At 54.4% G+C, this 14,974-nt stretch carries 13 protein-coding genes; 1 reads left to right on the top strand and 12 read right to left on the bottom strand.

From position 1 onward, the window contains the following. Positions 1 to 81 precede the first annotated feature (81 nt). From J2I46_RS08515 to J2I46_RS08460, 12 genes are all read right to left on the bottom strand, one after another. Positions 82 to 1,590 carry a DUF1593 domain-containing protein gene (locus tag J2I46_RS08515; protein WP_207328577.1) on the bottom strand — a complete coding sequence of 503 codons (1,509 nt, stop codon included), beginning with the start codon at positions 1,588 to 1,590 and terminating at the stop codon, positions 82 to 84. Between the two features lie 79 nt (positions 1,591 to 1,669). Next, complete coding sequence (locus J2I46_RS08510) at positions 1,670 to 3,133, bottom strand: nucleoside hydrolase-like domain-containing protein (protein ID WP_207328576.1); 1,464 nt, start codon at positions 3,131 to 3,133, stop codon at positions 1,670 to 1,672. Between the two features lie 112 nt (positions 3,134 to 3,245). Next, complete coding sequence (locus J2I46_RS08505) at positions 3,246 to 4,721, bottom strand: FGGY family carbohydrate kinase (RefSeq protein WP_207328575.1); 1,476 nt, start codon at positions 4,719 to 4,721, stop codon at positions 3,246 to 3,248. Between the two features lie 75 nt (positions 4,722 to 4,796). Further along, positions 4,797 to 5,777, bottom strand: a complete 981-nt coding sequence (locus J2I46_RS08500; protein WP_207328574.1) for an ABC transporter permease — start codon at positions 5,775 to 5,777, stop codon at positions 4,797 to 4,799. 130 nt (positions 5,778 to 5,907) lie between these two features. Next, positions 5,908 to 7,419 carry a sugar ABC transporter ATP-binding protein gene (locus J2I46_RS08495; RefSeq protein ID WP_207328573.1) on the bottom strand — a complete coding sequence of 504 codons (1,512 nt, stop codon included), beginning with the start codon at positions 7,417 to 7,419 and terminating at the stop codon, positions 5,908 to 5,910. An 88-nt stretch (positions 7,420 to 7,507) separates the two neighbouring features. Then, positions 7,508 to 8,179 (bottom strand): DUF2291 domain-containing protein, encoded by a 672-nt coding sequence (locus tag J2I46_RS08490; RefSeq protein WP_229379658.1) that lies wholly within the window; start codon positions 8,177 to 8,179, stop codon positions 7,508 to 7,510. Further along, complete coding sequence (locus tag J2I46_RS08485) at positions 8,176 to 9,165, bottom strand: D-ribose ABC transporter substrate-binding protein (RefSeq protein WP_207328572.1); 990 nt, start codon at positions 9,163 to 9,165, stop codon at positions 8,176 to 8,178. The genes J2I46_RS08490 and J2I46_RS08485 overlap by 4 nt, the downstream gene beginning before the upstream one ends. A 73-nt stretch (positions 9,166 to 9,238) precedes the next feature. Continuing rightward, positions 9,239 to 9,463: a hypothetical protein gene (locus J2I46_RS08480; protein WP_207328571.1), complete on the bottom strand. Its 225-nt coding sequence runs from the start codon at positions 9,461 to 9,463 to the stop codon at positions 9,239 to 9,241. Positions 9,464 to 9,549: 86 nt separating this feature from the next. Next, positions 9,550 to 10,521 (bottom strand): transketolase family protein, encoded by a 972-nt coding sequence (locus J2I46_RS08475; protein ID WP_207328570.1) that lies wholly within the window; start codon positions 10,519 to 10,521, stop codon positions 9,550 to 9,552. Positions 10,522 to 10,596: 75 nt separating this feature from the next. Continuing rightward, a complete protein-coding gene (locus J2I46_RS08470; RefSeq protein ID WP_207328569.1) occupies positions 10,597 to 11,403 on the bottom strand; it encodes a transketolase in 807 nt (268 codons plus the stop codon). Positions 11,404 to 11,575: 172 nt separating this feature from the next. Then, positions 11,576 to 12,463 carry an alpha/beta hydrolase gene (locus tag J2I46_RS08465; protein ID WP_207328568.1) on the bottom strand — a complete coding sequence of 296 codons (888 nt, stop codon included), beginning with the start codon at positions 12,461 to 12,463 and terminating at the stop codon, positions 11,576 to 11,578. 17 nt (positions 12,464 to 12,480) lie between these two features. Next, positions 12,481 to 13,899: an L-fucose/L-arabinose isomerase family protein gene (locus J2I46_RS08460; protein WP_207328567.1), complete on the bottom strand. Its 1,419-nt coding sequence runs from the start codon at positions 13,897 to 13,899 to the stop codon at positions 12,481 to 12,483. Positions 13,900 to 14,350: 451 nt separating this feature from the next. Between J2I46_RS08460 and J2I46_RS08455 the strand changes: the two genes are divergently transcribed. Next, positions 14,351 to 14,881, top strand: a complete 531-nt coding sequence (locus J2I46_RS08455) for a gluconate 2-dehydrogenase subunit 3 family protein (RefSeq protein WP_207328566.1) — start codon at positions 14,351 to 14,353, stop codon at positions 14,879 to 14,881. The last annotated feature ends 93 nt before the right edge of the window (positions 14,882 to 14,974 follow it).

The following is a 14,974-nucleotide window of genomic DNA, read 5'->3' as shown; positions in this document are numbered from 1 at the left end:
AAGAGCGTATGGCATTGATCTGGTCGGTTCAGGTACCTTTGCGGCTGTGGCACGGGAGATGCTGTAGAGCCAAAACGGACGCTAGTTAGCAACAGTAACAATTACCCGTTGGTAGCGTGTCAGGGCGGGCGTTCCCTGGTCGGTTACCTCCAGAATAAGGTGAATGGTTTGTCCAGCCAAGGCATTGCCAGGTACGTTGACCAACGCCTTGGCCTGATCGGCCTGGTTGATTGTCACGTTCTCTTTATACGTACCTGCTTCTTCGTACTGCCACCAGCGGTAAGCGAGCTTATCCTTGTCGGGATCGGTGGCTGAACCGCTTAACGTCACCTGCTGGCCGGGTTTCGCCCGCAGGTCGTGCGGGTGATTGAGCGTTACGGCTGGCGCATGGTTGGCTTCTTTGTAAGGCTTTACACACCAATCGGCACGGGCGGCGAAGTCGTTTTGCAATACCGGAATCCAGCGCGTTTGTGGGTAGGCCGTCTCTTGTTTTTTGGTATACGGATCGTAATCGGTTACCGTCTTACCATCTTCCCAGCGGTAAGGATTCGTGGCCGATCTCACCATACGGCCACCCCAGCCTCCGTACGATACGTCTTCCATACTGCGCAGGCCAACGTCGATCAGGTAGAAATAGGCGGGTGAATCGCCTTCCGAAATAAAATCGTACTGGCTCAGTTTGTATTTCTGCGCTTCGGCCAGGTCGCCGTGCGTATGTTCGGGGTCGCCGGCAATTTTCTGCCCGTCGCCCCATAGAAAATACGACGATAGCAACGGACCATGACCAAACTTGATGTAGTCGGCAAACCATGCCCCCTTCAGGTACGTCTGCAGTTCGGTCGGTACAACGCGTGGCCACAGGTAGGCGAAACTCCAGAATTGGTCGGAGTTATAGAGCACCCGGATGCGCGGCCAGTTGGGCGCTACGTATTTCTGGTACGTAGCATCCTGATCAAGCACGGCATAGATAATGGCCTTGTCCGATACTTTTTTCTGGATAGCCGCCCAGTTCGCGCTGGTTTTATACTGATCTTCAATGGATTTTAAGGCCCGCGCTACCGTGTTGGTACCACCCCATATTTGCAGGTACACCGGACTGGGGTCGTTATCGAGCAGGATTTTTTTGATCAGGTTAGAGCCGTCGGTATCGTGGTTCATTTCGCCCTCGAAATCGATGTTTCCTACCCGAACCAGATTTTTCAGGTACGTTGGCGATGGGTAGCCGCTGGCGTGTTTAATGAGGTTGGGGTACACCTGAGCGTACTTATCGATATACGTTTCCATCCAGGTGGTGCCTGGCCAGCGCAGGTCGGTTCGCTCGCCGTAGCGTTTGGCGGTGTTTTCCATTTCAGAGGTAAACCGGGTGCCTTTACCATCGCCTTTGTAATGCCACTGCGAACTGCTGTAGACCAGCCCTACAAGGTTAAACTCATTGCTGTATAGCAACATACGAATAAACGTATCCACGTCATCGACCTCACCATCTGTCGTCACGATGGTACGCGCCTTGGCTGATGGTTGCTTCTTCTGCGCGAAAATCGGCTGCCCAAGCAGTAGCAGAATACTGGCTGCACATACTAATAGCTTCATAGAATACTGGTCTCGGGGTTTCAGATTGGAGAGTGATGGCATGGCTGATCGCTTTTGTGTAGCCCAATCCTAAAAAGGATTAATTGGGAAGTACCTGTACGATGACCCGCTTGTATCGGGTCAAGGCGGGCGTGCCTTTGTCTGTTACTTTAAGAATGAAATGGATGGTGTGTGGTACTGTAACAACGGGAGCCGTTACGGGCAGATCGTACAAATTAGACGCGTAGGGCCGAAAACTGATGCGCGCCGGGTACGTTCCGGCTTCCGGGTACTGGTACCACAGATAACTCATCGAATCTCCATCGGGATCAGTAGTTCCGGCGGCGTTCAGGTGAAAGAGCTCGCCCGAATGTACGGTCAGGTTATCGGGATGGGCCAGTGCGGGTTTGGGCGGGTGATTGGCTTCGGCATACGATTTTGTGCACCAGTCTATGCGGGCAGCAAAATCGTGCTGAAAATCTGGCCGCCAGCGCCAGATCGTGGCCAGAATGCTTTTGGCGCCCGGCAAATCGGCGGGCTCGGCATACGATTTTCGGGGCAGCGCATCGGTATATACCGAATCGGCAGCGTTGGTCCAGATGGGGCGGGTTTCAAGTTCGTCGGCGGGGAAATCGGGGCGTACAAACCGACCACGTGGAGGGAGCATCGTAGGCTTGTACAAAGTGTAACGGCCACCCCAGCCGCCGTAATCCGGGTGCTCAGGTACGTTCAGGCCATTCGGGATCAAGCCCAGAAACGTGGGGGTGTCGCCTTCCATACCGTAGGCTACATCTGGATACATCGCCCCCATTGGCCCGTGCCCCTGCTGAATGTGTCTGGCCAGCCACTCGTTACTGATCAGCTCGGCGTGGGTGCCCGCTTCAGTGGTGTTGATGCCGCGCCAGGTAGCCTGTTCGTAGCCATAGCCGGGGCTGCATATAAAGAAAATGCCTGGAAACGTTTTCCGTATCCAGGGGCCCGAATCGTCCTGATCAGAGACGGTGTAGACCCGTAACTTACGGTACAACCGCTCTGCTTTCTCGGCTGGGTACGTTTTCCTGATCGTCCAGAGGGCTTGCGCCAGCGTGTTGGGTCCACCCCAGACCGATACCCATAGCGGACGCTCGTCGGGCTTTTCCAGCGCCTTGATGATCCAGTTGGAGCCTTCCGAATCGCGGCCCTCTCCTACGCCGGCCATGCCGTATATAGGTAACCCCTTTTTGATCGTAGTGGTAAGCGCCTGCGCTGTTGGGAAGCCGGGTTCGTGTTTCAGCAAGTTGGGCTGAACCTTGCCATAGGCCGCCACGATGGCGTGAATGGTTTCGGGGGCAACCCGCGTTTTCTGATGAATGGAGGTTGTGGCAATCAGCCCTTCAATGTCCCATTGATTGGCGTAGGTCAGAAAACGCACCAGCGACTGCGCATCATCGGGGTCAGCTTCAATATCCGTCAGCACCAGCACCCGCACCCGCTCAGGTACGTTCGGTTTTGGCTGCGCAATGAGCGAAAGTGACGAGAAGAAACCAAGTAATAAAAAGCTACGTCTGATGAGAAGCTGGGTCATAGTGGTAGTAAATAACATATGTCTTGCAGACTTGTAGTAGGTTGCTTTCGCACGTATCCGACAGTCCCGGTGTAAGCAAACCGGCTCTCGAAGCCGATGAATCATAAACGTTTCAATACGCTTTCGATACAGCGACCTGCCAACCTTCATACCCGTTGGCAGCAGCCTTGTTGGTCGTTGGCTCTATGGCCGATTTGTCAGTAGCAATACGCTCTAAATGAGCTAAATCATGGAAAATGCCCGCTTTTAAGCCAGCCAGGTACGCGGCTCCCTGTGCCGAAACGTCGGGCATGCCTCTATTGATGACCGGTTTTTCCAACAGATCGGCCAGGAATTGGAGCACGAATCCGTTGGAGGTCAGGCCACCGTTGACCATTAGTTCGGCCAGCGGAATGCCTGTATCCTGTTCCATCGCAACCACCACGTCTTTGATCTGGTATGGAATCGATTCCAGCGCCGCCCTGACGAGGTGGCTTTTGGTGGTTCCAAAGGTCATGCCGGCGATCGACGCCTTCCGTTCCATTTGCCAGTGCGGCGCACCCAGCCCACTAAACGCCGGAATGAGGTATACACCGCCGTTGTCGGGTACGTTGCGGGCCATCGCTTCCGTTTCGCGACTCTCGGCAAACAGTTCCAGGCTGTTTTTGAGCCATTCGATGGTAGCCCCGCAGGTGACAATAACGCCCTCCAGCGCATAATCGACCCGTTCTTCGGTGCTCCAGCAGATGGTAGAAACCATGCCATGACCAGATTCTTTCAACTCGGGGCCAATGTTCATGATAATAGAGCAGCCTGTTCCCAGTGTGGCTTTAGCCGTTCCTGTTGAGAAGCACCCTTCACCAAAGGCGGCCGCGTGGGAATCGCCGATCATGGCTGTCAGTTGCACGGCGTGGTCGAACAGGCCGTTGAAAGTTGATTCGCCGAAGAGCGCAGCCGATGGTGTTGGCTCGGGTAAGTTTAGTTTTGATAAGCCAAAACGAGCCAGCAACTCCTGATCCCAACGGAGGGTTTGCAGGTTGAAGAATAGCGTGCGCGAGGCATTGGTGTAGTCGGTCCGGTAGCACGCGCCGTTTGTCAGCCGGTACAACAGCCAGGTATCGACAGTTCCAAAAAAGGCGTCGTTGGCCTCAATGGCGGCCTGCACGGATGGCACGTTTTCGTTCAACCAGATGAGTTTGGTGCCTGAAAAATAAGGATCGATAAACAGGCCGGTTTTCTGGCGGACCATCGGTTCCAGCCCATCGGCTTTCAGGCGTTCGCAAATAGCGATGGAGCGTTTGCACTGCCAGACAATGGCGTTGTGCAACGGTTTACCGGCCCGGTTCCAGACCACAAACGTTTCGCGTTGGTTCGAGATACCGCTCACAGCGACACTACGCAGATTACCGCCGGATGCCGCAAAGTCACCCAGACACTTGCCCACAGACGTCAGCACGTTGCGGTAAATTTCTTCGGGGTCCTGCTCAACGTACCCATCCCCCCAATACTGCGTTTTCAGCGGCTCCGACGCGCGGGCAACAACCTGACCGTCGACGTTGAAAATCAGCGTTTTGGTACTGCTCGTTCCCTGATCGATGGCGAGAATCATACTTAGCTATTTTTTGATTATGGAGACAGAGGTTACTGGTCGGCCATTCGATACCTTTTTGTCATTCCCCATCTCCTACTCGCTCTTCGAATTCGATTTATCAATGATGACGGCCAGCAGAATGACGAAGCCTTTCACCACCTGCTGCCAGAACGGCGATACGTTGAGCAGCACCAACCCGTTGTTCAGTACGCCGATAATAACGGCGCCCTGCACCGTGCCCAGGATGCTGCCCCGCCCACCCGACAGCGACGTGCCGCCGATGACCACTGCCGCAATGGAATCCAGTTCATAGCTGGTACCGGCGTTGGGCTGCGCCGAATCGAGCCGCGAGGTGACCAGCAACCCACCCACGGCAGCCAAGGCCCCGGCAATAGTGTAGACGATTATTTTAATACGCTCAACGTTAACGCCCGACAGTCGGGCGGCGCTTTCGCTACCGCCAATGGCGTAGATGTAGCGCCCCAAACGGGTTTTGTTGGTGACCAGAACAGCTACTGCCACAATGATGACCGACAGCCAGACTGGCACCGGAATACCCAGAAACCAGCCCGTTCCCAGGTACGTAAATGATTCGCCCAAACCGGTGATCGGGAAACCTTCAGTCCAGAGCATAGTTAGGCCACGCGCAATGGTGAGCATGGCCAGTGTGGCCACGAAGGGCGGCAGCCTGAAGCGGGTGATGGCCCAGCCATTGAACCAGCCCAACGCCGAACCCGTGGTTATACCAGCCAGCATAGCCCCCAGCACCGTAAAACCGATGTACAGGTTGGCATCTGGAAGCTGAATTCCGTTCCGCAGCAGTCCAGCCGTAATGGCACCCGACAAGGCCAGCACCGACCCAACCGACAAATCGATCCCGGCGGTAAGTACTACCAGTGTCATGCCGGTAGAGATACAGACGTTGACCGAAATCTGGCGCATCACGTTCCAGAAATTAGCACCGGTCAGGAATTTATCGGATAGCAGACTGATGCCCAGGCACAGCACGAACAGGGCGATCAGCGATTGAAATTTGACCAAAGCTGGCCGATACGGTTGCAGGGTAAGAGGCATGAGAAAGAAGATTATGGGAGGAACGAGAGAAAGGAGGAATGGAGGAAAGGGGGATCGAAGGGCAAATGTGTGCTTGATACAACCAGGTGATTATGTGAAGCCCTTTCCTTCTTTTTCTCCATTCCTCCTTTCACGTCGAGAGGGCAGCTTTTAAAATGGCGTCTTCGGTAGCATCGGCAATGGGTAGTTCGGCGGTAAGGCGCCCTTCGCTCATGACCAGAATGCGGTCGGCGATGGTTAGCAGTTCGGGAATTTCCGACGAGACGACGATGACCCCCACACCGTCGGCGGCCAGCAGCTCGATGAGTTTATAGATTTCATTTTTGGCGTTGATATCGATTCCGCGCGTGGGTTCGTCGAGCATCAGCAGGCGGGGGTTTGTGGCCAGCCATTTCGACAGTACCACTTTCTGCTGATTACCGCCACTCAAGTTCCGGGTCAGTTGCTTCTCCGACGGCGTTTTAATGCGCAGATCGGCCATGTATTTCCGGGCCAGCGTAGTCTCTTTAGCGTTGTTGAGCAGGCCGCCGCGTTCAATGTGTTCCAGCGCCGTAAGGCTAATGTTCTCCTGCACATCCATGCCCAGCACCAGGCCGTCGCGCTTACGATCTTCGGGCACAAGCGCCATGCCTGCCTGAATGGCCGTGGCCGGGTTGCGTATAGGCACCTGTTGGCCGCCTAGCCAGATCGTGCCCTGGGTACGTTGCGGATGCAGACCAAACAGCGTCTCGAGCAGTTCGGTACGTCCAGCTCCCATTAGGCCAAAAATACCAACCACTTCCCCATGCCTAACCGTAAACGACAGGCTTTTGAGCTGTAGCTCTTCGCTACGAAACGGGTGAGTCAGGCAGATCGAATCAGCCGAAAACAGAGGTTGACGACCGTTCGGAGCCGCCGACAAACTGCTCGAACGGCGGATGAGCTGTACCTCACGGCCCACCATTTTATGGATCAGACTATCGTGGTTGATGGCCTGCATCGCGCCCGATTCAATGGATCTACCATCACGCAGCACCACGTAGCGATCGGCGATAACAAACAGTTCATCCAGCTTATGCGAGATGTACACGATCGCTTTTCCCTGTTGCCGTAACTCGTTGATGATTCGAAATAGCACTGCTACTTCACTCTCCGTAATGGCCGACGTTGGTTCGTCCATGATGATCACCTCCGATTCTTCGAGCAACGCTTTGGCGATTTCGACCACCTGCTGCTGCCCTACTTTCAGATCGGCCACGATCGTGTCGGGGTCGAGCGGGAGTTTCAGTTCGTCGAGCAGTTGCCGGGTACGTTGCCGCATGGCTTTCTGGTCGAGCGTGCCCCAGCGGGTGGTCAGTTCGCGGCCCAGGAAAATATTTTCGGTAATGGTCAGGTACGGAATCAGGTTCAACTCCTGGTGGATGATACTGATGCCACAGGCCTGCGCGTCGCGAATAGAGGCAAACCGCACGGGCTGTCCTTTGTAGCGAATCTGCCCTTCATACTCGGCATATACGCCCGAGAGGATCTTCATCAGCGTCGATTTGCCCGCGCCGTTTTCCCCAATAACGGCGGTTACCTGCCCCGCCTCGAACGACAGGCAAACCGCATCGAGCGCCGTAACGCCAGCAAATCGTTTGGTAACATGATCGGCAACCAGCATGAGGTGGATTGGTAGATTGGTTAATTGGTTAATTGGTTAATTGGTGGCTGGCACCTGTTCAAAGGATCTATCGTCATCCATTAATCAACTAGAGCGCAGTCCGAATCGGTATCACCGTCAAGTCATTCGTGTGCAGATGCGCCTGATTCAACTCCAAGGCCCCAATGAAACTCAGTTTTGTGCCGGGTTTGGCGCTGGCTTTCAGGCCGGGTATTACCTGCTTACGAATGATATCGTTCAGTTCAGCCGATACGTTGTTCAGGTCGGTCGTATTATCAAATTCGGTGATATTGATCAAGCCCGATGCATCGCGCGCGGCGTTGCCGAAGACGAACTCAGTGGCCAGATGGATGGGCTCACCGGTTGGTAATGTCACCGTCACGTCATTGTCGCTGGTGGCTGTAACGGTGCCCTCGCCTTTGATTAGAAAATAGCGGATGTTGCCAATGCCCATCGCGTGCGAATGCGCAGCAAATGCCTTGTCTTTATCTGTTTTCAAGCTGATCAGCAACGTACCCAGATCTGTGGCCATGCCGGGAGCGGCGGGCAGCAGTTTGCTGGTCCAGAACGAGCGGGCGTATTGCGGAGCCTGGAACGCACCTGCAGCCGCCGTACCTGCGGCTTTTATGTCGCTTAGCTTTCTGATATACAATGAATTATAGGCGATAAACCCGAACAGGGCCAGTTCAATAGCATAAAGCAACGGCCTGGGAAGTAGCGGTTTCCGGGCCATTTTCCGGCGGTCAGTGGTTGGGTTCATGGCCGGGTGAGAGTTAGGTAATCGGCAATATTTTTCTGGGTCACTAATTCAACAGCCACCGGCACGCGCTGGGCAAAATCGCGTTTTCCTTTGATGTACGCGTCGGCGTAGCGGGCGGCAGTTTGGGCCATTACCTGTGGCGACTGCATGCCCGTTGCTTTGATCTTCCGGTCTCGAATCGAATTCATCACATCGTCGGCCCCATCAAAGCCATACACGCCCACATCACTGGCTTTTCCGGCGGCAACCAGGGCCTGATACGCGCCCATCGCCATGGCATCATTACCGCAAAAAACCGCGTTGATATCGGGGTGAGCCTGTAACATAGATTCGAGCACGTCCATTGCTTTGTTGCGGTCGAAATCGGCGCTTTGCTGGGCAACCATTTTCAGGCCGGGATAACGATCCACCACGCTATGAAAGCCTTTCGAGCGGTTCCAGGTGTTGTTGTCGCCCACCAGCCCCAGAATTTCAACGTAGGTCCCTTTCTTATTCAGCCCTTTCACAAAATCTTCACCGATGGCCACGCAACCCGAATAATTATCGGACAGAATCTGGGCAGTTGCCGCGCCTGATGCGTTCACCTCCCGGTCCATGCAGAAGACGGGCAGTCCGGCTTCTTTCGCTTTCATCACGTTCACAATCGACCCGTCGGAATCAGTTGGATTCAGCAGAATGGCGTTGAATCCCGACACAATGGCGTTCTCTACATGATCGGCCTCCAGCGCCGTATTATTCTGCGAATCGAAGATCTTTGTTTCGTACCCCAGCAATTTCGCCTCTGCCGCTGCCGACTCCGCCAGCACCACAAACCACGGATTATTCAGCGTTGAAACGATCACCGCCATTTTCTTCGGTGTATTCACAGAATCACTGGCGGAGTGGCACGCGCTGAACAACACGATACAGCAGAAGAGCCCGAGTGCCCCTGGGGGCGGTACTACCTTTCGGAACGTCAGTTGCAGGAGGTGTAAGAGAGAGTTCATGAGTATAGGAGATGGATCACTTCTTCGGTTGCTCTGGCTTCGCCCCCGCCCTACAGGATGCTACGCCGACGTATCACGGATGCACGGTCAGTATCACTCGCTGGTAGCGCGTCAGGGCGGGCGTTTCCTTGTTGGTGGTGGCCAGAATACCATGCACGGTTTCGGGCGTATCAACTTGGGAAGCTTTAGCTAAGGCATTCAGGCTGCATTTGGACGTACTCCCGAACGTTCGGGAGTACGTCCAGTTAAGCGTTAAGTCTTTTGCGTTGGGATCGGTAGCGACTTCGGCACTCAGCACTGCGCCCTGCCTGCTTCAGACCGGTCATTGGCATCCTGGTGGGGTTTGGCACACCAGTCTACGCAGGCAGCGAAACCGTGCTGATTTCATGACTGGTTATTTAGTAAAGCCAGCGCCCTGTCAGCAATACCCGATTCAGACAGGCCGTAGTGGTCCATGATCTCTGTCTGCGAACCAGTCACGGTGTATTCATCAGGAATACCCATGATCCGGAATGGATTTCGATAGCCGTTGCTCATCAGGAACGACGCGCATGCTTCGCCCAAACCACCAAAAATGCTGTGTTCTTCAACCGTAACAATCGGGCTGCCTTTGGCCGCAACCCTTGCCAGCAACTCATAATCGAGCGGCTTGATCGTGTGCATACTGACCACCGACGCCTGAATACCGTGCACGTTGTCGAGGTGCCGCGCTGCCTGCAACGCCGGGTATACTGTTTCGCCCGTGGCGATGAGAACGAGATCGTCTCCCTGGCGTACCAACCGGCCCTTTCCAAGTTCAAACGGGCAGTTGGCTTCGGTCAGCAGTGGCATCGGCTTTTTGCCGAAGCGGATATAAATGGGTGTATCCAGTTCAGCCGCCTGCCGAATGGCCTGCTCCGATTCAAAATTATCGGCGGGAGCTACGATGGTCAGGTTGTTTACCGCCCGAAGTGCCGCAAAATCGTGCAGGCTGTGATGCGTTGACCCCAGCGCGCCGTAGCTAACCCCCGCGCTGATGCCCACCAGCCGAACGGGGTTATTGGAATACGCCACGTCGGTTTTAATCTGCTCGAACGAGCGCGCCGTCAGAAAGCAGGCTGGCGAAACGGCGAATACGTTCTTACCCGTTGAGGCCAGCCCGGCCGCAACACCAACCAGGTTCTGCTCGGCAATGCCGACCTCGATCAACTGCTTCGGGTAGTTCTGCGCGAACGGAACGAGCTTTCCCGAGCCCCGCGAATCGCTGGTCACTACGAGCAGGTTTCGATTCGTCGCGGCCAGTTTCTGCAACGTACCTGAAAAAACATCCAGATTCGCCAGGTACGTTGCTGATGTTGTCGTTATAACGTCTCCCATTGTTTTAAGTAGTTGGAGTAATTGCTTTCGCTTGCATAGCTCCCTTTAGGGCGGGGGTTATGCTAGCGAAAGCAACTAGATTAATTCACTCATCGCCTGTTCGTACTGTGCCGGGTTTGGCACGCCGTGGTGCCATTTCAGCTGGTTTTCCATGAAGCTGACGCCCTTCCCTTTTACGGTATGGGCAATGATCAGGCTCGGCTTACCGGCTTGAAAAGGCAGCGCATCGAACGCGGCTTGCAGGGCGTCGAAATCGTGACCGTCAACGTGGCGCACCGCCCAGCCGAAGGCGTCAAACTTATCGTCGAGCGGGTCCGTGTTACAGACGTCGGCCGTAGGACCGGATATTTGGAGTGTGTTTTTATCGACAATGGCGCAGAGGTTGTCCAGCTTGTAGTGCGACGCCAGCAGGGCGGCCTCCCAGTTTGAGCCTTCGGGCAATTCACCATCGCCCAGTAGCGTAAAGACCCGAAAATCGAGGTCGTCGAGTTTGGCCGATATGGCCGTGCCAACGCTCAGCGATAGCCCGTGCCCCAGCGAGCCGGTATTTTGCTCTACGCCATTGATTTTCTTCGTTGGGTGGCCGATGTAGTGTGACTTGTACTGGCAGAGCGTTTCCAGATCCGATTCGGGGAAGAACCCCTGATCGGCTAACACCACATAGAGTGCCTCGACCGTGTGGCCTTTGCTCTGAATATACCGATCACGCGTGGGCGACTTTGCCGTTTCGGGACTGACGTTCAACACGTTGTTGTACAGCACATTCAATACATCAATACATGACAGACTGCCGCCCGTGTGCCCGGCATTAGCCCCTACAATGTATTTCAGAATCTTCCGTCGGTACTCCACCGACTTTCGAACTAACTCGTTGGTATTCATGAGGTACTGTTCCGAAAAATAAACCAGAACCAGACAATTTGCGTCCGGATACAGGTAGTGAAATGGCACATATCCGATAACAGTAAGGAGCCTGTCCCGTCACTACTATCTGCTTACCCGTATGTGGCTGTGTGTATCGTGCCTGTCTGGCTGGCCTTACCTATTGACAGGGTTATTGTTTGGCCTTTATGAATCCCTGAAGCTGCAGCCAATCGGCAAACCGGTCAATCCAGGTGTCGGTGGGCAGGTTGTGTTTGTCCATACCAAACCCATGACCGCCTTTTTCATACAAATGCAGTTCGGCGGGGCGTTTGGCAGCTAGCCACTGGCTATACAGTTCCACGCTGTGTGGCGCCAAACTCAGTTGGTCATCTGAAGCACAGGCCACAAACAGGGGCGGCGCATCGGCGGCTACCGTACCGCGCAGACTGGCCGGCATATACGCGTAAACGGGTGCCACAAAAGCCGGGCGGTTTTCGGGCGTATAGCCAAAAGCGGCTGAAGCCGTAACGGTGCCGCCCGCCGAAAACCCCATAATCCCGATTTTGTCAGGAGCAACGCCCAATTCGGCGGCGTGCTGGCGAACGTAGGCAATGGCGGCCTTTCCATCAGCCACCGACAGGGGGATAGTGGCTTTATTTTCGGCGTCCCATTCGGCTTTACGCGGGCCGTTGATGCCTGCCATCATGTCGGCAAACGGGTCGTCGGTATTGATATGTGCGGTCCTGTATTTCAATACAAAAGCCGTGATGCCGCGTTTTGCCAACCAGGTAGCGGCATCATTACCTTCGCTGTTGATCGATAGAAAATGAAAGCCGCCTCCCGGACAAATAATAACCGATGCCCCCGTAGCAAGGGCCGGGTCAGCCGGAAAAACGGTCAGCGTCGGATTAACCACGTTGAAGACCGTCATCAGGTTGATGGCGTTTTTATTATTCCGTTTTTCCTCCCATTTCCAGGATTCTGAACCGGGGGCAGGCCCATTGTAGAGCCGGATTTCTTTCTGTTGCGCCTGCGCCATCCCCGCCAGCAGCAGCAGTATACCTATTAGCTGTTTCATCTCCGTTTCCTGTCCGATCAATGCTGATGTACCTCCCAGCCCATGTAGTTCTCCATCGCTTCTTTCAGGACATCAGCCGTTTTCGATGCGTTCATCACCACGTGGTGCTCAAACCCGTTGCGGCAAACGTACTGCATCAGGCCCTGCAGGTTATCGATCTGCGCTACCGCCCGGTTGCCGAAGGTGTTAAGGGCGTCATCGGTCAGGCGGCCTTCACCAATGTAGGCTTTCATAATGCCCTTTGAATCGTCGGTGCTGATACGCCCGTAGGTGAGGGCACTGGCCGGGGTACGTCCCGCCAGGGCACCGTAGGTGTTTTCTTCGCCAACTGTTGTTCCCAGAATCGGGGCGGTGCTGATTTCAATATCGGGCAGGAACGACTTGGCCCAGTTGCCGCAGTGGAACAGCACACATTTGTCGTCGTCGGCGGCGTAATTGTTGTTCCAATCGACCAGTGCGCTTGGCGAACCCGAAGCCAGTTGCATGGCGTACATGCTCAGCGTACCGGTCACATCTACCTCGCAGGCGCTGGGCAGCATATTCTCGCTCATGATACTCATGCTCGTGCAGACGTTGCAGCCGTAATTCTGTTGCAGTGAGGTCCAGCACTGAATAGCCGTAGCATCAAGGGCGTGTTCAAGCATGAAGTCATTGAGTACCACGTCGAGCTTGGCAATCTGTACCAGTTTATCATCGGGTGTGCGTCCGGTGGGCGTATAAGCCCGAATGGCGTCGAGCCGGTCTTTTACCGGCTGATCAGCGGCGGTTAGTTTGTTGGCAACGCCCAGAATATGCGAGAGGTCGACGGTAACGACCGAAATACCATTGCGTTGCAGGATTTTCTCGCTGTAGCGAACCGTATTAAACGCGCCCGGACGTGCTCCAATGGCTCCGATCCGCACATTGCGCAGGCCTTTCACGACCCGGCAAATGCCCATGAAGTTTTTGAGGTCCGCTGCAAAGCTGGGGTCCGACGGATGAACAACGTGTTTGGTCGTCAGTGAATACTTGATGCCGAACTGGTAAAGGTTGTTACAGACTGATATTTTGCCACACCACGCATCGCGCCGCCGGGCCACATCCATGCGGTTCAGGTCGTCGGGATAGGCCTGAATGAGTACGGGTACGTCTAAGTGGGCTAGTTTCAGCGTTTCGGCCACGCCTTTTTCGTCGCCGAAGTTGGGCAGTACCACGAGTATACCCATGATCTCATCGGCATGCCGGCGAAATAGCTCAGCGCATTTCTGTGCTTCCTGAAACGTTTCAACACCACCGAGTTTGGTAGCAGCCTCATCGAGCATTATGGGTTTGATGCCCACTTTCCCGAAGGCGTCAAGCAAATCGGACCGGCATTCGCCTACCAACTTATCGGGGAAGAAATCGCGATTCCCAATAATGACCCCCATCGAGATAGGGCCCGTTGTTCTCACATTCATATGCGCTCAATTGGCTATTGATTAGGGCTTCAGTACGTGGCGGCGGTACGCCCGGGCAAGCCCCGACAGTTTCGTTTGTTTTTCAAAAACCGACTTCAGACCTATCCAGGCTGACGATTACCTGTTGTCGTGGCCAGATAAATGCTATAAGTACAGTTAATTCATTGCAAATGTAAAGTTTTCTTCAATAAATGAAAGCAAATGAAAATAATAGAAATAAATAATAAATATAGTGCGCAGTATGTCTATCACCGTCCCGGCGCTACACCTTGACTGGCCTCTCTTTATCCGTCGCGTATCTTCTGGGCATCATCAGCCATTGAAAGGCATTTTGACGCCCTTTCAGCTGAAAATCAATACCCTCGTTTCGCTCACCGTAGAAATATTTCGTCGATATGACGAGTAAATCTCCCATTCAGGCCTTTTAACGGCAAACAGTATCTTTCTATTTATGAAACGTAGAGAAGCCATTCAACGAGCGGCCCTGATGATGGGGGGCGTGCTGTCGGCTCCTACCCTGGCCGGGGCCATGGGGCGGGTAATTAACACAGGTCCGGGTGTAGCTGTCTCGCCCGAGCAGGAAGCTTTGCTGGCCGAGGTTGCCGATGTGATTATACCCACCACTACCACGCCGGGAGCCAAGGCGGCCGGTGCCGAAAAATTCATCGTTCGCGTCATGCGCGACTGTTACCCTCAGGCAGATCAGGAACAATTCTATACCGGGCTGGCCAAGCTGGATGGTGATAGCAAAACCAAGTTTGGTAAAGGTTTTGCCGCGCTCGACCCGGCTCAAAAAATTGACATGGTCAGGCAGACAATGACTACCGACAAACCATTTTTCCTGCGCATGAAAGAGCTGACCACCACCGGCTACTTCACGTCTGAAATTGGTGCAACCAAAGCCCTCGAATACCTGCCCATTCCCGGCCAGTTCAACGGCTGTATGCCCATGAAACCCGGCCAGAAGACCTGGGCGATCTAAAAAAACCGTTTACTGTTCACGGTTTGCTGTTGCGCTGCTTAGGCACGTGTTGTTGAATTAGCAGCGCAACAGCAAACCGTAAACAGTAAACAG

The sequence above is a fragment of the Fibrella forsythiae genome (assembly GCF_017353175.1).
Lineage (GTDB): Bacteria > Bacteroidota > Bacteroidia > Cytophagales > Spirosomataceae > Fibrella > Fibrella forsythiae.
This window is presented reverse-complemented; position numbering and strand designations above follow the sequence as displayed.